This is a genomic window from Synechococcus sp. CBW1004 (assembly GCF_015840715.1).
Classification (GTDB): Bacteria; Cyanobacteriota; Cyanobacteriia; order PCC-6307; family Cyanobiaceae; genus Cyanobium.
This window is the reverse complement of the sequence record NZ_CP060397.1, coordinates 900304-917502: the sequence shown is the minus strand read 5'-3', so window position 1 is coordinate 917502 and position 17199 is coordinate 900304. Positions and strand designations below refer to the sequence as shown.

Below are 17199 nucleotides of genomic sequence, written 5' to 3'. Positions count from 1 at the left end.
ATGAACGAGATCCTGTTTGTTGTGGAGGAAGCCGACGACGGCTCCTATAGGGCCAGCGCAGTAGGCGCCGCCATCCACACCGAGGCCGACAGCCTGGAAGAGCTGCACCGTGAGATCCGCGATGCGGTCCACTGCCACTTTGAAGACGGAGCAGCCCCGCCCCTGATCAGGCTCCACCACGTCCGCCAGGAACTGCTGGCCCTGTGAAGATCCCTCGCGACCTCAATGGCGTGGACCTGGCCAAGCGGCTGGCGGCCTACGGGTATGTGGTCACCCGGAAGAGCGGCAGTCACATGCGCCTCAGCCGCCAGGGCGGGGATCAGCAGCAGCACCTCACCATCCCGGCCCACAAGCCCCTGCGGGTCGGCACGTTGCGGCAGATCCTCAAGGACGTGGCCAGTCAGTGCGGCCTCGGCCTGGAAGAGGTGGTTGAAGCCATCGGCGGCTGAGCAGCTGCCGGCTCAGCACCAGGTGGAACGTCACCCTCCCCCGCCCTGGTCGCCGGGCTGTCATCGAGGGTCGGGCTGCTGATCGCATTCGCCGTGGCCAGGGCCAGCTGGTGGCGCAGCTCTTCCCGGCTGATCACACCCTTGTCGAAGAGTTCGATCCACTCCTTCACCTGGGGCTGCGGCTGGATCGGCGGGGTGAGCGGGCTCACCGTCACCTGCAAGCCGGCACCCGGCGTGAGTTGCTCGCCGGTCAGGGCGCTCCAGTGCTGGAGAAGGGGCGGGACCAGCGAGGCCTTCTGGATCGCCATCGCCTGCAGCAGCGCATAGCTCTGGCTGGCGGTCAGGCTGATCTCCATCTCAGTCCGGGCGGCACCGCGGTTCTGGGAGCGGATCAGGGCATCACGGCGCATGGTGTCGTCGAGGATCTGCAGCCAGGCCCGGTGCTCCGCCAGCGAGCGGGCCCGGATCTCCACGAACTCAAAGGACGCATCGGCGGGGAGGTCCATGCAGGTGTTCGGGCCCAGCACCACAGGCCCGGCTGGCTGTTGCCCATGGCGTCCACCATCCCCATCCGCACGCCCACCGGCAGGGCCGTGCGGGAGAGCAGTTCCTCGTACTCGCTCTTGCAGCGGAAGTGATTGAGGTACTGGTGCGCAAGACCCAGGTGCGGCAGCTCCCCATCCCCGAAGGCCGAGCAATCGGAGGTGTACCAGCAGGCCGGCAGCCGGTGGATCCCCTCGAAGGTGCTGGCCACAGGCTCCTCGAACCGCCAGCCACTACTGGCCTGGGGGTCGATGCATACCGGATGGTGGGCCACCTGCATTCCCGTTACCGCATCCCCGGAGTGGAGCAGCGCCAGGCTCCGGTAGAGCCAGCGGTCAGGAGCGTCGGCATCGCCGAGCAGGGCCTGAATCTGCTGCTTCACAGCCCCGGCTGTCCCATGGGCTTCAGCGGTATCTGCCTCAGGGGAGGAGGCCTGGTTCACCGGCTCCCGCCAGACGATCAGCCCCGGCAGGCCATACGACACCGGCAGCTCCCAGTTCAGGCAGTTGGCCCGCGGCACCAGCTGCAGCCGCGGCAGCGACAGTCGATCACCACGTCGCAGTGCCTCCTGTCGGTCGCCCTCGCTGGGCCAGCTGTGCTCGGGCGGCAGCACCAGCACCAGGGCCGCTCCATCCCGCAGCACCAACAGATCAGCGGAAGCCAGGAACACGCCCAGGTCCGTGCCCCGGCCGTCCACATCGGTGAGCACCGAGCTCAGGCTGGACGGAAGGCTGATCCAGCTGCCACGGCTGAGCATGCCGGCATAGGTGCGCATGGCGTCACGGAAGAAGCCGGAGGGGCGGGCGGCATCAAGACGCTTGCGATAGGCGGTCTCGGGCTCGCGCTCCCCCCTTGGGCAGGTACTGCTCCTTGCGGCTGCTGCCGTCGGGCGCGGCGAGCAGGGCCCAGCAGTCGGCGGTGATCTGGAGGGAGTCCCGCAGGGCGGTCAGGGTGGGGCGTGCTGCCCAGGGGAAATCATCAGTCGCTGCAGCAGAGATCGGATTGGATGGCACGGAGACCCAGGTGCGTGGGGAGGCACCGGCTCTTGCCAGCAGGTGCATGCGCACTGCCAGGATTCAGCACAAGCCAGCAGAGCAGTGGGCCAATGGGCTGAATGGTCTCCTCCCCAGTACCCATTCAGGGGGGCGGGACAGCTCATCGCGAACATCGATACGACTGAACCCTTGACGTCGGCTTGAATCCCGGTTGCATCTCAGGCAGAGACTTCCTGCGATGACCACCCCTCCGGCCGGGATTTCAGAAGCGGACTGGGCTTCCACTCCGGTGGGCGTGAGGGCTGGCTTCCTTGAGGTTCTTGCACAGCTCCAGAGACAACAGCAGGAGAACGACCAGCTCCGAGCGCAGCTCACCGACCTGGCGACGGAACTGGCCAGCCTGCGCGAGCGGATCGGCCGCAACTCCCGCAACTCCTCCAAGCCGCCCTCCAGTGACGGCACGGGTTTTAAGCCGCCCACCCGCTGCAAAGGCACTGGTCGCAAGCGGGGTGGTCAGCAGGGGCACCCGGGAGCAGGGCCGGAGCTGCTGCCGATCGCGCGTGTGGATGAGGTGCTCGAGCACCACCCGGACGCCTGCCGCCGCTGCGGCACCCTGCTACAGGGGGAGGATGCGGAGCCGCTGCGCCATCAGGTGATCGAGATTCCACCGATCAGCCCGGTGGTGATCGAACACCGTCTGCACCGTCTGGTCTGCCCCTGCTGCTCCACCAGCACCTGCGCCGAGCTGCCGGCGGATGTGGAGCCCAGCCGCTACGGCCCACGCCTGAGCGGCCTGGTGGGACTGCTGGGCAGCGCCTTTCCCCTGAGTTTCGGCCGAACCCAGGCGCTGCTGGATCAGCTGCTGGGTGTGGAAATCAGCCGCGGCGCTATCGCCACCATCCGGGCACGTCTGAGCGCAGCCCTGCAGCAGGCGGTGGAGGAAGCCCTGGAGGTGGCCCGGCAGCAGCCGGTGGCCTACGTGGATGAAACCGGCGCCCCCACCGGCAACGCCGACGGTTGTAATCCTGCTGGCAGGCGCGGCTGGCAGTGGGTCATGGTCACACCACTGGTTACGGTGTTCCTGCAGGGCCTGAGCCGCTCAAGTGCAGCGGCAATGGAGCTTCTGGGCCATACCTTTGCAGGGATCGTGGTGAGTGATCGCTTCTCGGCCTACAACCACCTGCCCGTGGAGCAGCGGCAGCTGTGCTGGGCCCACCTGATCCGGGATCTGGCGGCCATCGCTGAACGCCAGGGCGCCAGCAGGGAGATCGGAGCCCAGATGCTGGCTCTGCAGCAGCATCTGTTCGCTCACTGGCACCAGTGGAAGAGCGGAGCGATCGACCGGCCCCAGCTCCTGCATCGATGCCACCCCCTCCGCTTGGCGTTCGAGGCCACGCTGCAGCGGGTGGTGGATCTGGGCTGTGAGCGGGGCGAGCAAACGCCCTGGGCCCAGACGGTGCGAACCTGTCGCCAGTTGCTGCAGCGCAAGCAGGCGCTCTGGACTTTTCTGCAAACGCCAGGGATCGAGCCCACCAACAACGCTGCCGAGCGGGCACTGCGGCAATCGGTGATTCACCGCAAGATCAGCCATGGCGTCCAGTCCTCCGGCGGCGCCATCTGCCGCAGCCGGTTGCTCACCGTCACCGCCACCCTGCGGCAGCAGGGCCGCGATGTCTGGCAATTCCTGGAGCAGGCCTGGATTGCCCATCGCCTCGGCGGCGTGATGCCATCGCTGGTGCCGGATCGCTGAGGCAGCGATCACACGTGGAAGGAACAGATGGCCCCTCTCAGAGGAGAGATCGGAGATTGACTGACGCACTGGGGTGTCCCGACCCCTGAACGCTTACGGCACACTTATTCTGTCATTTACGCTGTAGAAGGACAACGTTCGCGCACCATCCAGAGATTGGCGAGGGCAAACAGCATCGTCAGCTTGAGGTTGTTCTTGCGGATGCCTCGGTAGAAGACCTTCCGAAATCCAAACTGGCACTTGATGATCCGAAATGGATGCTCCACCTTTGCCCTGACATGTGCTTTCGCCGCCTCCATCAGATCCAGCAGTCTTCCCTCTGGGGTGTCCGGTAGAACTCGGCGCTGTCCGGGCTTCATGGCGATGCGCATCTCTGCTTCGCAGTCCTTGAACGCCTCACGCTTTTCGATGCCGATGTGGCCAGAGTCGCCGTAGATCATGCGTTCCTCGCCATGGCCGCGATCGGGTGCCGTGTTCAGCTCATGGACGTTGGCAGCCGTGCTCACCACGGAATGGACCAGACCCGAGGCTGCATCCACACCGATGTGGCACCGCATCCCAAAGAACCACTGGTTGCCTTTGGCCACCGAGTGCATTTCAGGATCCCGCTCGCCCGTCTTGTTCTTGGTTGAACTGGGAGCGTTGATGATTGTGGCATCGAGGATCGTACCCTCCTTAAGCATCACGCCCTTCTCCCGCAGGCTCTGGTTCACCGTCTCCAGGATCTGCTCTGCTATCCGATTCTCTTCCAGGAGGTGGCGGAAGTTCAGGATCGTCGTCTCGTCAGGGATCCGGTCCTCAACCATGTCGATCCCAGCAAAGCGGCGGAAGCAGGGGGTCTCGATCAGCATCTCCTCCATCAAGGGATCGGAAAGCGTGAACCACTGCTGCAGCAGGTGGATGCGCAGCATCACCTCCAGCGGAAACGGTGGGCGCCCGCCCTTGGCAGAAGGCCTGTGGTACACAGGCGAAATCAAGGCCAGGAAAGGATCCCAGGGCACTGTGGCTTCCATCTCATCGAGGAAGCGCTGCCGGCGCGTTTTCTTCTTGGCGTAGGTCTGCTCGTAGTCCGTGAAACCCAACTGGAGGGGGCCGCCATCCGCTGCCAGTCTCATTATTGGAACTGTACTGATTCTATCGGGTTTTTCAGGGGTTCCTTAGCAGCATTTGGGGTGTTCTTTCGGCCACGATTTCAATAACATTTGCATTGCCTACAAATCGAGGGGCATTGTGAAGGTGTTCACGCGCAAACGCCCATGCGCTTTCTGCAGAGGATTCACCGATATCAAATTGTCTTTGCAACTCCTTTGTTGGCTTGTAAGCCGAGATTACCAAGTCTTGCTTTACTGCGGTACTGGTCACCTGTCGATACGAGCCCTGCTGTTTGTCCAGGGTTCGGACATCGGCAACGACGAATCCTGACGCACCCATTGCCTCTTGGATAGCACGCCAGATGCTGTTGCTGGAATTGCTGAAGACAACAGTCATCCAACGGCCAGGCTTCAATACCCGACTGTACTCAGAAAAACAGTGGCGCATTAGATTCTGATATTCGTTCACCCCCTTCTTCTTGGCTGAATCAACAATCGCTTCGTTCGCAGAGTCGCTAATCACGCCATGCCATGACTCCACGAGAAGATTAAGATCTGCGTAAAAGATGTTAGCACCAAAGGGTGGGTCCGTAAAGATGTAGTCGATAGATTCATTAGGGACCGAAAGGCTGGCACAATCACCGGTGGTAATCGCTGCATTGCTGCTCGAGAAAGCTGAACACTGAGAAAAAGCACTAGAGATGCGCTTTAGCTTATTGGCGTATGCTTTAAGGTAGTCAGCCTCGCATATCATTGACGATACATAGTAGACTCCTGACAGGAGATTATACGGATACGATACGCCGGGTCTGTAGCGATTCTCGATCGAAAGATTTACAAAGTGGCTATCCAGCCAGAATTTCAGTGCGCGAGCTAGCGAGGCATTCTTTTCGCTGACTTCGCTGGCTAGTCGCCATAGCATTCCAAGCGCATGCGCTGTTCGAGAAAAGTAGAAATGGTGCGCACTCTTAAATCCCTTTGGCTCTATTCGGGAGCCGTGATACATGTTCTCAACAGGAAAAATCAAGCTGGGCACTTCGTGTGGGTATGGCAACTTGTAGATTTGAGCCAAGATATCCAGATCATCCTTGGTAACAGGGCGCTCATAGGAAATTCTGCCAATGCTATAGTTTATAAAGACTGGACGAAGGTCAATTCGCTTCCATGGCTCTTGCGTGACAGGATCAAGCTTGGTGACGAAACAACGCTCAAGCCTGTCTTTGTTAAGTTGAAAGCCGCAATGTGGGCACGGAAACGAGTCCCGAGCCTTCCCAGTCTCGGATTCAAGTGCTTCGCTTACAAAGTTAATTTCACCAGAGCATTCAGAGCATGAAAATATCTCACTCCAGACCATATAGTTCAACCGACCTCTGCTGTTGCCGTCTGTGTGAAGCACCTCGTACATCCATCCGAGCTGGTGCTCCACTTCATCAAGAATGCGCCAGGCCTCCTGTTCGAACTGCTGTACGTCAAATTTCAGGTTAAAACCGGCTGCTATGAATGAGGCCGCCGGCCCCAGGTCATTAAGCAGGGACTCCTGAAAAAGCCAGATCGACTGCAGCGCAGCTGGTTTCAGCGGTCGAGGCTCGCTAAACTGGCCTTGCAAGGGGCAATCGATGATTGCTGCAACTGTTCAACCCAGTAGATGTACCGGAAACACCATAACAGGCAGCTTTCAATCGAGGCGTTCCATCTCCCTTTTGGCGGAACATTGGACCCGGACAACCGCTGGGTGATCTTCTCCTCTCTGATGCCATGGGAAGAGCTGGAAGAAACGTATGCCCCTCAGTTCAGCCCCACGACTGGTGCCCCCGCGAAGTCTGTGAGATTGGCATTTGGTGCGCTGTTCATTAAGCAGCGCCTTGGCTTGAGCGATGAGGAAACCGTCGAGCAGATCCGAGAAAATGCATACATGCAGTATTTTTTGGGTTTTGCCGGCTACACCAGTAAATCACCATTCGACCCGTCGATGATGGTGCATTTCCGCAAGCGTTTCTCAGAGGATGACCTCAAGCGGATCAACGAACTGATTGCAGAACGCGGTAAGGCCATGGTGATCGAGGCTGTGTCGTCACGGCAAGATGACGACCACCCCGACGATCCAAGTGTTGATGCTGGAACCCAGATCTCCATTGACGATTTCGTGAAGCCAGCAGATTGGCCCGAGGACAAGAACTGGGGAACATTGACCATCGATGCCTCTTGCACGCCAGCCGACATCACCTATCCCACTGATCTGAAGCTACTCAATGAGGCGAGGGAGTCAACCGAACGAATCATTGATGATCTGCGCAGTCAGCACCCAGATCTGCGTAAGCATAAGCCTCGATATGATCGAGGCAGGGCGCGTGCTGCTTTCCTCAATGTCGCCAAGCAGAAAAAGCCACGTCGTCGCAAAACAAAAGCCGCAATACGCCGCCAGCTCGACTACCTGCAGCGCAATCTTGATGTCATCGATGCCCTGATCGCCTCTGGCGCAAGCCTTTCGGGTCTCAAGACGCATTGGTGGCAGAAGCTTCTCGTGATCAGTGAGCTGCACCGACAGCAGACGATCTTGCTGTACTCCAAGACACGCAGCATGCCCGACCGCATCGTCAACTTGATTCAGCGACATGTTCGCCCCATTGCTCGTGGCAAAGCAAGAGCCGCTTTTGAGTTTGGTGCCAAAATTAGTGTTTCCGTGCGCAATGGCTTTGCCTTCCTTCACAGGATCAGCTGGGATCCGTACAATGAGTCCGAAGACTTGATTTCACAAGCCAAGAAGTACAAGCGAGAGCATGGCTGCTACCCTGAGCGCATCTGCGCCGATCGCATCTACATCAACACTAAGAATCGAAACTTCTGTACGAGGAACAATATCCGACTATCTGGCAAACGACTTGGGAGGCCACCGAAGGATCCAGGAGTCAACGCTGTGCACAAGCAGCAGCTCAGCGCTGACCAGCGCAAGCGAAACGAGGTTGAGGGTGTCTTTGGTTCAGGGAAGCGCAAGTATTCACTTCAGTTGATCATGGCTCGCCTGCCTCAGGGTGCAGAAACGACGATCTCGATGGCATTCCTGGTGATGTGTGCCGAGAAGATCCTGAGGCTCCTCCGCCTCTTTTTTGTCGCGATTTATTCCTGGTTTTTGTGCGTTACAACGTCTTGGCTGGCTCTTGGTGGCGCCAAGAAGCATTTGCCAGTTTGAGGCAGCCGAATCGCCGGTTGCTGTAAAGCCGCGGATTCGAGCTGCCATCACCCCTGTTCGTCGGCTTGCCCCAGTGAGGCACGCGAGTCGTTTTTCAGGAGTCCCTAAGCACAGCTCTACGAACACCCCATTCGGGTGGTTGCCGGTCTTCAGATTCCCATTTGGCCTCAAGTTCTTGTCGGTATGCCATAGGTGCAGTCCCGCACCACTGAGCAGCAAGTCCTGTCATCCCTGGTACCCATTCAGGGGGGCGGGACAGCTCATCGCGAACATCGATACGACTGAACCCTTGACGTCGGCTTGAATCCCGGTTGCATCTCAGGCAGAGACTTCCTGCGATGACCACCCCTCCGGCCGGGATTTCAGAAGCGGACTGGGCTTCCACTCCGGTGGGCGTGAGGGCTGGCTTCCTTGAGGTTCTTGCACAGCTCCAGAGACAACAGCAGGAGAACGACCAGCTCCGAGCGCAGCTCACCGACCTGGCGACGGAACTGGCCAGCCTGCGCGAGCGGATCGGCCGCAACTCCCGCAACTCCTCCAAGCCGCCCTCCAGTGACGGCACGGGTTTTAAGCCGCCCACCCGCTGCAAAGGCACTGGTCGCAAGCGGGGTGGTCAGCAGGGGCACCCGGGAGCAGGGCCGGAGCTGCTGCCGATCGCGCGTGTGGATGAGGTGCTCGAGCACCACCCGGACGCCTGCCGCCGCTGCGGCACCCTGCTACAGGGGGCTTCCTGAATAAGGGCAGATCCACTGCAGTGCAATGGATCTCGGCAGTTTCTGACGGTAAAATGTGCGTGAACGGGCCGATCTGAGCCCAAAAGCGGTCCGGAGGTTTCCACATGTATCGGCGTGAGCATCGTTATCAGCTCTCGTTCGAAAACTTCTTCCTGCCGTTTGGCGGCAAACTCTCCGGTGATAATCGGTGGATCAAGCTGGCTGAGCTCATTCCGTGGGATGAACTGGAGGACGACTACGCGGCGCAATTCTGTAAGGGCTTTGGAGCACCGGCAAAACCCTTTCGCATGGCACTGGGTGCCTTGATCATCAAGGCCCGTCTCGGGCTCACGGATGAAGAACTGGTGGAGCAGATCAAGGAAAACCCCTATCTCCAGTTTTTCATTGGCTTGGAAGCGTTCCAGTCTTCGGCGCCGTTTGATCCATCGATGATGGTGTATTTCCGCAAGCGCTTGCCAGAAGCGATTGTGAATGACTGCAATGAACGGATTGTGCGCCACGGCCTGAAAATGATTCGCTCATCAGATCCCCAGGGCCCAGCGGATGACGACAGCAGTGGCGGATCGACCAGTCCTCCCGACCAACCAAAGCCATCCTCGCAGAAGCAGCCGAATCAGGGTTCACTCTTGATCGATGCCACCTGTGCGCCGGTGGATATCCGTCATCCCACCGATCTATCCCTGCTCAATGAAGCCAGGGAGATGACTGAGATCCTGATTGATGCGATGCATCCCCACGTCAGGGAACGCTTTGGCCACAAGCCGCGTACACACCGCAAAAAGGCGAGGCGGCAGTTTCTTGCAGTGGCCAAAAAGAAGAAGCCAAGGATCAGCAAGATCCGCAAAGCGATCAAACAGCAGCTTGGTCACCTCAAGCGGAATCTGGCAAGCGTTGACGCCCTGATCGCCTGTGGTGGCTGCCTTCTGGCCGCCGGACGGCATATCTACCGGAAGTTGCTGGTGATCAGCGAGCTGGTCCGCCAGCAGACCATTCTCTATCACGCAGACAGCAGAAGTATCCCAGATCGCATCGTCAGCCTCTGCCAGGCACATATCAGGCCGATTGTCCGCGGGAAAGCTCGTTGCAATGTTGAGTTCGGAGCCAAGATCTCAATCTCTGTCACCGGCGAGGGATTCACCTTCCTCGATCGCCTGAGTTATGACCCCTACAACGAAGGAGAAGACCTCAAGGGTCAAGCGATTTCCTATTGGCGTCGCCATGGTCACTATCCGAAGGTGATTTGTGCTGACCAGATCTACCGCACAAGATCGAACCGTGCTTTCTGCCAGCGCCATGGAATCCGTTTGAGTGGCCCGCGACTTGGACGGCCGAAGAACGATCCTGAATTGGTGGCTGCCGAGAAGCAGCAGTTCATCGATGACCAGCGCCAAAGGAATGCCGTTGAAGGCAAGATCGGCCAAGGCAAGAGGCGTTTTGGACTGGGCCTGATACGTGAGAAGCTCGCTGTGACCCAGGGTTCAACCATCGCACTCAATATTCTGGTGATGAACCTCGAGAAGCTGCTGGAGCTTCTTTTTGTTCTTTTTGCGTCCTGGCTGCAACTTCTCCTGTGCAATCAACCAGGCAAGGGGTCACCATTCGTGTGTGTGAGCACTCATCTCAGCCCCACATGAACGGCCAGTCTCCGCCTCACTCAGGCTCGGCTCTTTGACAGCTTGACCTCCCTCTCACTTTTTCAGGAAGCCCTACAGGGGGAGGATGCGGAGCCGCTGCGCCATCAGGTGATCGAGATTCCACCGATCAGCCCGGTGGTGATCGAACACCGTCTGCACCGTCTGGTCTGCCCCTGCTGCTCCACCAGCACCTGCGCCGAGCTGCCGGCGGATGTGGAGCCCAGCCGCTACGGCCCACGCCTGAGCGGCCTGGTGGGACTGCTGGGCAGCGCCTTTCCCCTGAGTTTCGGCCGAACCCAGGCGCTGCTGGATCAGCTGCTGGGTGTGGAAATCAGCCGCGGCGCTATCGCCACCATCCGGGCACGTCTGAGCGCAGCCCTGCAGCAGGCGGTGGAGGAAGCCCTGGAGGTGGCCCGGCAGCAGCCGGTGGCCTACGTGGATGAAACCGGCGCCCCCACCGGCAACGCCGACGGTTGTAATCCTGCTGGCAGGCGCGGCTGGCAGTGGGTCATGGTCACACCACTGGTTACGGTGTTCCTGCAGGGCCTGAGCCGCTCAAGTGCAGCGGCAATGGAGCTTCTGGGCCATACCTTTGCAGGGATCGTGGTGAGTGATCGCTTCTCGGCCTACAACCACCTGCCCGTGGAGCAGCGGCAGCTGTGCTGGGCCCACCTGATCCGGGATCTGGCGGCCATCGCTGAACGCCAGGGCGCCAGCAGGGAGATCGGAGCCCAGATGCTGGCTCTGCAGCAGCATCTGTTCGCTCACTGGCACCAGTGGAAGAGCGGAGCGATCGACCGGCCCCAGCTCCTGCATCGATGCCACCCCCTCCGCTTGGCGTTCGAGGCCACGCTGCAGCGGGTGGTGGATCTGGGCTGTGAGCGGGGCGAGCAGACGCCCTGGGCCCAGACGGTGCGAACCTGTCGCCAGTTGCTGCAGCGCAAGCAGGCGCTCTGGACTTTTCTGGAAACGCCAGGGATCGAGCTGATCCGCGTCAACCCCCTTGGCCGTTTCGCGACAACCAAGTTGGCCGGTGAGAGTCCCTGATCGCCCCCAGGTTGTCGCCGGCGACAACCTGGGGGCGGCGACATGAAAACTGAGCCACCTGCCTGCCAGAAGTCCGATCAGCACTGGCTTTTCGTGTTCGGCAGCAGACGACAACCCGGTTGGCCGGTACCGCTGGTGACTCTCCGCCCCAACCTCTGGCGGAGCGCACGAGCCGGCGGACCCCATAGTCCGCCGGCAGCGCGGAGCTCACCACCGGGGGCTGCGCTGATCGGCGCCAGGTTGTCGCCTCGCGTCAATGTCTCCTCGCCCTATCCCTGCTCCTTGCGCCGCCTCCCTGCGCGGCGTTCGGCATCGGCGCGGCGGTGGCTGTCGCCGCCGATCTCGACGATGTGGCAGTGATGCACCAGCCGATCGCCCCCTGTGGCGCGCCCAGCTACCGGTCACCGACCTGCGGCCGGCTCCGGCCCACCATCGCGGCGCCCTGCCGTGGCTGCTGCTGGTGGCGCTGTTGATGCTGGTGCTGTTCATCACCGGCAGCTCCCTGCCCGTGCCGCTCGATCCGGCCGCGGTGGCCCTCGGCGGCGCGGTGGCCACCCTGTTCATCAGCCACCACAGCGGCCTGAAACCGGTGGACGATTTGCTGGCCTCGATCGACTGGGCGACGCTGCTCTATTTCGCCGCCGTGTTCGTGCTGGTGGGGGGCCTGGAGCGCAGCGGTGCCCTCGATGCCCTGGCGACCCAGCTGGCCCAGCGCGTGGGGGAGAACGTGCTGACCAGCAGCCTGTGGCTGCTGCTGGTGAGTGCCGCCCTCTCGGCCCTGATCCCCAACATCCCCTTGGTGGCGGCCTTGACGCCGCTGCTGCTGGAGGCCTGCGGTCGCAGCGGGCTGATGGCGGCAGGGGGGATTCCGCTGCCGGCCGCCCTTCCCCTCTTCGAAGCCCTGATGCTGGGGGTGGTGATCGGCGGCAGCGCCACGGTGATCGGCTCCTCCTCCAACCTCGTAGCGGCCGGGGTGGCCCGGCAACACGGGTCGCGGCTGGGCTTCCGCACCTGGCTGTCCTACGGCCTGCCGACTGTGGGGCTGCAGCTGGCGGTGGCCTGGCTGTGGTGCTGGCTGAGCAGCCGTTGAACAGGATCAGCGCAAGTGCAGGGCTTTATGGCAACTGACAGGCTGCGTAGGCCAGGGCCTCGTCGATGTCAGCCTCCTCCAGCTGGGGGTACGCCTGCAGGATGCGCTCCGGTGTGGCACCACTGGCCATGAGGTTCAGGATCGTGGCGACCGTGATGCGCAGGCCACGGATGCAGGGCCTGCCGCCCATCACAGCCGGATCGTGACGGATACGGGACAACGTCATGGGCCCTCGGATGTCGCTTTTTGCTGACTGTGTGAGCGGAGATCCTCTTGATCCGGCTTCGGTTCAAGGTACGGACGCCTTGCGGCGGAGAGGTCAATCGCCTCGATGACGGATTGCCCGGCTTCAAAGCGCTGATCGAATGCGGCGTGGTTCTCGTTCATGAGGAGCTCATGCGACTGGAAAGCTCGAGCCAGAGCGCGATGGCCTCCTCCTCTACGCCTCGATCCTGCTCCCGGCAGCGTGCTGCCCGAATCGTCTGCGGCACCAGCTCACCGGCGCCGATCGAGAGCTCAATGCCGTTGCCGCCCAGAAAGGCCACGGCTGAGATGATGGCGATCCGTTTATTGCCATCGCTATAGGCATGCGCCTTGGCCAGGCTCACCAGCAGATGGGCAGCCAGGCGGAAAAGATTCTCTTCCCCGTCGTAGGCCCAGAGGTTGCGTGGTGAGGCAATCGCTGCTTCCAGAACATGGACGTCACGGACTCCGGCAAGCCCGCCGTGCAGGCGCAGCGATTGGTCATGAAGCGCATCGACCAGGTCGCGATCGAGCCACTGCGGCTCAGGCATCGGCAAGCTGCTTCAGCTCATCGCCATGCTCCTGATACAGACGCTCAACCGCGGCAAGGGCTCCGGCCCTGCCCGTCAGCGGCTGCACCGGATCGTTCACCAGGGGAGGTGCGCTCCCTGGTGGCTCAAGGGCAACAGCGCCACGGGATGGCGAGGTTGGCTGGATGTTGCGGTCTGTCTTCTCCATCCCTTCAGTCTGACGGATATCGCCAGTGGTTCAGCTCCAAACCGGAGAAGACCCGAACAAGGCCAGCTTGATCGCTCAGGCCGGCGCCGGTCTCATCCCGTCACCAATCCGTGGAGGTTCAGCCGCTGCTGCTCTGGTGCTGATCTCCAGAGCGCACCTCCCGGTGCTGATCTGGAGAGCGCACCTCCCAGTGCGACACCAGAAACGCCTCAATCCAGTCGTGATGGCACTGGAGGGTGATCCGATCGGCAATGGTGACGGCGCTCTCCGGCACCTGGAAGCGCCGCCGAAAACCGTGGGTGAGGGAGTCGAGCAGTGGCCGGGGCAGGCTGCGCAGGGTGCTGTGCAGCTGCTGGATGGTGTCGGCCGGCAGGGGCACCTGAGCTGGTTCGGAGGCTGCAGAAGCCTGGGCCGCTGGTGAGGCAGCTCTGGGCTGAGCGCTCGCCTATGGGGGCGGGCCCTGGGTGGGCTGCGGCCTGCCGTTGGGCGACTGTGCTGCCGCCGGCCGAGCGGCAGGGCGCACTGAGGAGGTTGGTGCCCCGCTGGCCCCAGTGACCTCCCGCTGCTGTTTGTCGTAAAGGGCGAGGCCAAACGGGTTCCCAAAGGTCATCAGCGCCCGCTTCATGGCATCGGTCTCGGCCTCCTTGATGGCCGATTCATGGGCCTGGCCCAGATCGGTGTCGATGCCGTGGCCAGCCCCGGTGCCCTCGCGGATCAGGGAGGGGAGCCCGCCTGCATTGACGGTGACCCGGACCCGGGCTGTGTAGGTGACACCCCAACCGGGCTTCTGGTCCCGCCCGATCAGCCGTTCGGCCTGAGCGACGCAGCGGACCGCGATGGTCTGCCGCTGCCAACCGTCAAAGCCAAAGATGCGGTTGGCCTCGGCGATGAGCTGCCAACCTTCGAGGTAGTTGACCTTCCCGCGGCCCTGCTCCCGCTGGCGGACATTGGCCCGATCGAGGGGGGCAGCCAGCGCAGCCACCTGCTCGGGGGAGAAGCCTTGTGAGTGTTGCGGTGAGGGCGTTGCCTCTGCGGGCAAGGGCTCCGGCGTGGCGTCAGCCCGGCGGATCAGCTCCAGGGCTGTCGGCGGCCGGCTGGGGGCGCTGCGGCCATTGCGGGTGGGGGTGGTGACGGTCATGGCGTGGTGTGGGTGAGAAGTGGCATCGAGGGACGGCCCCGACGGCCTGCTGCCGATGCCGGGGCCTGGGATCTGGTGGCCTGAGGTCTGCTGCAGCGCCTGGCCCCGCAATTGCAGCCGCCCATCACAAAGGGGGCTCTGCCCCCCTCAGTGGATGCGCCAGGAGCGGCGGGAGACGAGCTGGGCGCCGGTGATCTGCCGGCCGGCTTTGAGGGCTTCTTTGATGGCGGCTTTGTCGGGCTTGCTGGTGGTGGCGAAGCTCAGCCACTCAGAGGGGAGGGCGTCTTCGTCGTCGATTTCGACGGCCTGGGACTTGCGGGAGGTGAGCTCGTGATTGGGGAACGAGAAACGGGTGGCCGCTGGCTGCAGGCGGGTGAGGACCAGGACCAGAGATTCCTCCAGGGCATCGGCGCGGCTGGCATCGGACCGGGACAGCTCAGTGAGCCGCTTGGCCTGCTGCTGGCGATAGGCGGCCTGACCTCGCAGGTGCTCGATCACCCAGCAGGTGGCATCGGCCTTGGCGGCCAGGGCCGCCTTATTGCCTTCCTCGGCCAGCAAGGCGGCCTCCAGCTCGGCGAGGCCCTGGGATCGGGTGTCGTCGTCATCGGCCTCCAGCTGCTCGGCGAGCAGACCGATGGCGGTGGTGAGCTCCTGGGCCTCGATGCCCAGCTGCCACAGGGAACCGGAACGCTGCAGGGAGCAGGCCGGGCCGACGGCAGCGGGCGGGACTGGGATAAGGGCGGAGGAGGAAGCAGAGAGGACAGCCATGGAAATGGAGAGCAGAAGGAACAGGGCCGACCCACAACACCGGGCCGGCATGGGAAGCCAGGAGGGCGCCGCTCAGGCGGCGAGGGGCTCGGGGGAGAAGGGCGCAGAGACCTCCATCACCGCGAACGGCACCGGGGACCGGGAGGAGCAGCGGCGGGCCTGCTGCACCAGCGAGGCGGTGCCGGACCCACCGGGGAAGGCGATCACCAGCACCGAGGCAGAGAACGAAGGGGAGGTGTGGGCCTGGGCCTCGATGAGCGCCTGCTCAAGCAGCTGCCGATTGCGGATGGGCCCGGCGCAGCGGCCAAAGCGACGCCACTCAGCAGCGAGGGACTGGACGCGCCAGCCGAGCTGATGGGCAGCCCGACCGATGGCCTGATCGGCACCACGGGCACCGCCATGCAGAAGGAGATGAACGGCACGGACACCGCTGCGCTGGAGCAGAGCGGAGGCGATGCGCTCAACGGGCCAGGCCAGATCACGGCCGCCCCCAGCGACGATCACCACCGAGCGATGGACCTGAACAGGACGAGGCAGCAGGCCAGGGAGGGCCAATGCAGCGGCCGGGGCCACTGCAGCAGAAGACAAGATCATGGCTACAGAGCAAACGAACGGGGCAAGTTGTCTGAGGATTTCGTTGCCGCCGGCGATGGGCTCGTGGCCTTTGGCGCAACCTTTATTCTACCAGTACAAGCGCAGTACGGGGCCGGCAGAGCCGCTGCAGGGCAATGGAACTCAACGGGCCGATGCCACTGGAAGCCGAGGAATCTCGATGCAAAGAAGGGGCACTGAATGAGCCACCAAACCAACACCGGCCGCGCAGCCGCGCGAGGCCACCTGAGCCAGCACCCCGCGCACCGCAAGGGACGGGCCGCCACGCCACCGCAGCCGCGGGAGCGCGGCCAAGCCCGCTACCACCCACCACACCGGCCCCAGCGCGGAGGGCGGCGGCGGCTGGCCGATGCACGCCACGGCTCAGCCGTGGCACGCTGAAGGACGGCCGACGACGACCAGAGCCCTGCGGTGGCTGCTCAGCCCCAGGGAACGTCCAGGAACTCCACCAGCAGCACGCCCCGGTGGATGCCGTGGATCTTCACCAGGCCCGCCCTGGCTGCCTGCTCCATGCCGGGGCGCTCACGCTGCACCTGCTCCGCGGTGGCCAGCACTCGTACCCAACCGCCGGTCATGAAGTCCTCGTGCCCCGTCTCGAAGGCCTGCAGCCGCCGATGCCGGTTGCTGCTGCGCTCGTAATACAGACCGCCGCCAGTTGGATCAGTTCCTTCTGCCCACACTTGGTCGACCATCACTTGCCGATCGCCAGCGGATCTCTGGCTGCAGCGTCAATGGCGTCGCCGTCAAGCACCAACGGATTGCCCGGGTCGTCACGATTGTCGGAGACGATCAGACGGGATGCCATGAGTCTCAGTCTTGCCCCGCACCTGACAGCCTCAAGCCGAACGGTGCAAGAGATGCAAGAGAACGAAGCTGAACGGACGGGCTTCGTCCTTGGCAATGCCACTGGAGGCTGGCCGGTGAACCTCTTGTACGCGACAGGCGGGACCTGGAGAGGCTGGTGAGGAGGGGGTTCTCTTGCAGATTCTCTTGCAAGCCCTTGGGCCAATCCTCGAGAATTCAATCGGGGCGACAGGATTCGAACCTGCGACCTAGTGCTCCCAAAGCGAAAGCCGGCACCAGGCCCCATCTGGCGTTTCTAGTCATACCAAGGGTTCTGGGAGGCGCTGTCTTGCCCTGTCCGGCCTGGAACGGCTAGTTTTGGGCACGTTTTGGGCAC

General features: G+C 62.5%; 21 protein-coding genes. 8 read left to right on the top strand and 13 right to left on the bottom strand.

From position 1 onward, the window contains the following. Both H8F25_RS04410 and H8F25_RS04405 read left to right on the top strand, forming a co-directional pair. A complete protein-coding gene (locus H8F25_RS04410) occupies nt 1-207 on the top strand; it encodes a 2-oxoisovalerate dehydrogenase (RefSeq protein WP_197212175.1) in 207 nt (68 codons plus the stop codon). Beyond that, on the top strand, nt 204-449 hold the full coding sequence (locus tag H8F25_RS04405; RefSeq protein WP_197212174.1) for a type II toxin-antitoxin system HicA family toxin: 246 nt from the start codon (nt 204-206) through the stop codon (nt 447-449). Before H8F25_RS04410 ends, H8F25_RS04405 begins: the two co-directional genes overlap by 4 nt. Here H8F25_RS04405 and H8F25_RS04400 read toward each other — a convergent pair. Next, entirely contained in the window at nt 401-955 is a 555-nt protein-coding gene (locus H8F25_RS04400; RefSeq protein WP_231597082.1) for a hypothetical protein, read from the bottom strand. The genes H8F25_RS04405 and H8F25_RS04400 overlap by 49 nt on opposite strands. Beyond that, the gene (locus H8F25_RS04395) at nt 841-1767 is read right to left on the bottom strand and encodes a hypothetical protein (protein ID WP_197212172.1); all 927 of its coding nucleotides are present in this window, start codon (nt 1765-1767) and stop codon (nt 841-843) included. Before H8F25_RS04395 ends, H8F25_RS04400 begins: the two co-directional genes overlap by 115 nt. A gap of 458 nt (nt 1768-2225) precedes the next feature. Between H8F25_RS04395 and H8F25_RS04390 the strand changes: the two genes are divergently transcribed. Beyond that, entirely contained in the window at nt 2226-3737 is a 1512-nt protein-coding gene (locus H8F25_RS04390; RefSeq protein WP_197210264.1) for an IS66 family transposase, read from the top strand. A 116-nt stretch (nt 3738-3853) separates the two neighbouring features. Here the strand turns inward: H8F25_RS04390 and H8F25_RS04385 are convergent, their stop codons facing one another. Both H8F25_RS04385 and H8F25_RS04380 read right to left on the bottom strand, forming a co-directional pair. Beyond that, nucleotides 3854-4852 carry an IS5 family transposase gene (locus tag H8F25_RS04385; RefSeq protein WP_231597079.1) on the bottom strand — a complete coding sequence of 333 codons (999 nt, stop codon included), beginning with the start codon at nt 4850-4852 and terminating at the stop codon, nt 3854-3856. A 31-nt stretch (nt 4853-4883) separates the two neighbouring features. After that, the gene (locus H8F25_RS04380) at nt 4884-6434 is read right to left on the bottom strand and encodes a DNA methyltransferase (protein WP_197212171.1); all 1551 of its coding nucleotides are present in this window, start codon (nt 6432-6434) and stop codon (nt 4884-4886) included. Between the two features lie 39 nt (nt 6435-6473). Here H8F25_RS04380 and H8F25_RS04375 point away from each other — a divergent pair, with 39 nt between their 5' ends. From H8F25_RS04375 to H8F25_RS04355, 5 genes are all read left to right on the top strand, one after another. Then, nucleotides 6474-8015, top strand: coding sequence for an IS5 family transposase (locus tag H8F25_RS04375; protein WP_197210823.1), 1542 nt, complete (start codon nt 6474-6476; stop codon nt 8013-8015). A 338-nt stretch (nt 8016-8353) separates the two neighbouring features. Further along, a complete protein-coding gene (locus H8F25_RS04370; protein ID WP_197212170.1) occupies nt 8354-8749 on the top strand; it encodes a DUF6444 domain-containing protein in 396 nt (131 codons plus the stop codon). A 104-nt stretch (nt 8750-8853) separates the two neighbouring features. Then, the gene (locus H8F25_RS04365; RefSeq protein WP_231597077.1) at nt 8854-10383 is read left to right on the top strand and encodes an IS5 family transposase; all 1530 of its coding nucleotides are present in this window, start codon (nt 8854-8856) and stop codon (nt 10381-10383) included. A 42-nt stretch (nt 10384-10425) separates the two neighbouring features. Next, on the top strand, nt 10426-11430 hold the full coding sequence (locus tag H8F25_RS04360; RefSeq protein ID WP_197212169.1) for an IS66 family transposase: 1005 nt from the start codon (nt 10426-10428) through the stop codon (nt 11428-11430). Between the two features lie 256 nt (nt 11431-11686). Next, nucleotides 11687-12520, top strand: a complete 834-nt coding sequence (locus H8F25_RS04355; RefSeq protein ID WP_197212168.1) for an SLC13 family permease — start codon at nt 11687-11689, stop codon at nt 12518-12520. Between the two features lie 25 nt (nt 12521-12545). On the opposite strand, the gene H8F25_RS04350 is transcribed toward H8F25_RS04355, so the two are convergent. The 9 genes from H8F25_RS04350 to H8F25_RS04310 all read right to left on the bottom strand — a co-directional run bounded on the left by H8F25_RS04350 (nt 12546) and on the right by H8F25_RS04310 (nt 16711). After that, nucleotides 12546-12746, bottom strand: coding sequence for a DUF433 domain-containing protein (locus tag H8F25_RS04350; protein ID WP_197212167.1), 201 nt, complete (start codon nt 12744-12746; stop codon nt 12546-12548). Beyond that, nucleotides 12743-12907 (bottom strand): hypothetical protein, encoded by a 165-nt coding sequence (locus H8F25_RS04345; RefSeq protein WP_197212166.1) that lies wholly within the window; start codon nt 12905-12907, stop codon nt 12743-12745. The genes H8F25_RS04350 and H8F25_RS04345 overlap by 4 nt, the downstream gene beginning before the upstream one ends. Then, nucleotides 12904-13314 (bottom strand): type II toxin-antitoxin system death-on-curing family toxin, encoded by a 411-nt coding sequence (locus H8F25_RS04340; protein WP_197212165.1) that lies wholly within the window; start codon nt 13312-13314, stop codon nt 12904-12906. The genes H8F25_RS04345 and H8F25_RS04340 overlap by 4 nt, the downstream gene beginning before the upstream one ends. Further along, entirely contained in the window at nt 13307-13501 is a 195-nt protein-coding gene (locus H8F25_RS04335; protein WP_197212164.1) for a hypothetical protein, read from the bottom strand. The genes H8F25_RS04340 and H8F25_RS04335 overlap by 8 nt, the downstream gene beginning before the upstream one ends. Nucleotides 13502-13619: 118 nt before the next feature. Continuing rightward, nucleotides 13620-13880 (bottom strand): hypothetical protein, encoded by a 261-nt coding sequence (locus H8F25_RS04330; RefSeq protein WP_197212163.1) that lies wholly within the window; start codon nt 13878-13880, stop codon nt 13620-13622. Between the two features lie 66 nt (nt 13881-13946). After that, on the bottom strand, nt 13947-14639 hold the full coding sequence (locus tag H8F25_RS04325) for an RAD52 family DNA repair protein (protein WP_197212162.1): 693 nt from the start codon (nt 14637-14639) through the stop codon (nt 13947-13949). A 147-nt stretch (nt 14640-14786) separates the two neighbouring features. Continuing rightward, nucleotides 14787-15407, bottom strand: coding sequence for a siphovirus Gp157 family protein (locus H8F25_RS04320; RefSeq protein WP_197212161.1), 621 nt, complete (start codon nt 15405-15407; stop codon nt 14787-14789). A gap of 72 nt (nt 15408-15479) precedes the next feature. After that, entirely contained in the window at nt 15480-16001 is a 522-nt protein-coding gene (locus H8F25_RS04315; RefSeq protein ID WP_231597075.1) for a hypothetical protein, read from the bottom strand. Nucleotides 16002-16438: 437 nt separating this feature from the next. Continuing rightward, complete coding sequence (locus H8F25_RS04310; protein ID WP_197212160.1) at nt 16439-16711, bottom strand: hypothetical protein; 273 nt, start codon at nt 16709-16711, stop codon at nt 16439-16441. Nucleotides 16712-17199 lie beyond the last annotated feature (488 nt).

What these genes read in the sequence shown, in the direction of transcription:
- H8F25_RS04410 (WP_197212175.1), top strand. Translation starts at nt 1, where the DNA reads ATGAACGAGATCCTGTTTGTTGTGGAGGAAGCCGACGACGGCTCCTAT.
- H8F25_RS04400 (WP_231597082.1), bottom strand. Translation starts at nt 955, where the DNA reads ATGGACCTCCCCGCCGATGCGTCCTTTGAGTTCGTGGAGATCCGGGCC.
- H8F25_RS04395 (WP_197212172.1), bottom strand. Translation starts at nt 1,767, where the DNA reads ATGCGCACCTATGCCGGCATGCTCAGCCGTGGCAGCTGGATCAGCCTT.
- H8F25_RS04390 (WP_197210264.1), top strand. Translation starts at nt 2,226, where the DNA reads ATGACCACCCCTCCGGCCGGGATTTCAGAAGCGGACTGGGCTTCCACT.
- H8F25_RS04385 (WP_231597079.1), bottom strand. Translation starts at nt 4,852, where the DNA reads ATGAGACTGGCAGCGGATGGCGGCCCCCTCCAGTTGGGTTTCACGGAC.
- H8F25_RS04375 (WP_197210823.1), top strand. Translation starts at nt 6,474, where the DNA reads ATGTACCGGAAACACCATAACAGGCAGCTTTCAATCGAGGCGTTCCAT.
- H8F25_RS04370 (WP_197212170.1), top strand. Translation starts at nt 8,354, where the DNA reads ATGACCACCCCTCCGGCCGGGATTTCAGAAGCGGACTGGGCTTCCACT.
- H8F25_RS04365 (WP_231597077.1), top strand. Translation starts at nt 8,854, where the DNA reads ATGTATCGGCGTGAGCATCGTTATCAGCTCTCGTTCGAAAACTTCTTC.
- H8F25_RS04355 (WP_197212168.1), top strand. Translation starts at nt 11,687, where the DNA reads ATGTCTCCTCGCCCTATCCCTGCTCCTTGCGCCGCCTCCCTGCGCGGC.
- H8F25_RS04350 (WP_197212167.1), bottom strand. Translation starts at nt 12,746, where the DNA reads ATGACGTTGTCCCGTATCCGTCACGATCCGGCTGTGATGGGCGGCAGG.
- H8F25_RS04345 (WP_197212166.1), bottom strand. Translation starts at nt 12,907, where the DNA reads ATGAACGAGAACCACGCCGCATTCGATCAGCGCTTTGAAGCCGGGCAA.
- H8F25_RS04340 (WP_197212165.1), bottom strand. Translation starts at nt 13,314, where the DNA reads ATGCCTGAGCCGCAGTGGCTCGATCGCGACCTGGTCGATGCGCTTCAT.
- H8F25_RS04335 (WP_197212164.1), bottom strand. Translation starts at nt 13,501, where the DNA reads ATGGAGAAGACAGACCGCAACATCCAGCCAACCTCGCCATCCCGTGGC.
- H8F25_RS04325 (WP_197212162.1), bottom strand. Translation starts at nt 14,639, where the DNA reads ATGACCGTCACCACCCCCACCCGCAATGGCCGCAGCGCCCCCAGCCGG.
- H8F25_RS04320 (WP_197212161.1), bottom strand. Translation starts at nt 15,407, where the DNA reads ATGGCTGTCCTCTCTGCTTCCTCCTCCGCCCTTATCCCAGTCCCGCCC.
- H8F25_RS04315 (WP_231597075.1), bottom strand. Translation starts at nt 16,001, where the DNA reads ATGATCTTGTCTTCTGCTGCAGTGGCCCCGGCCGCTGCATTGGCCCTC.
- H8F25_RS04310 (WP_197212160.1), bottom strand. Translation starts at nt 16,711, where the DNA reads ATGGTCGACCAAGTGTGGGCAGAAGGAACTGATCCAACTGGCGGCGGT.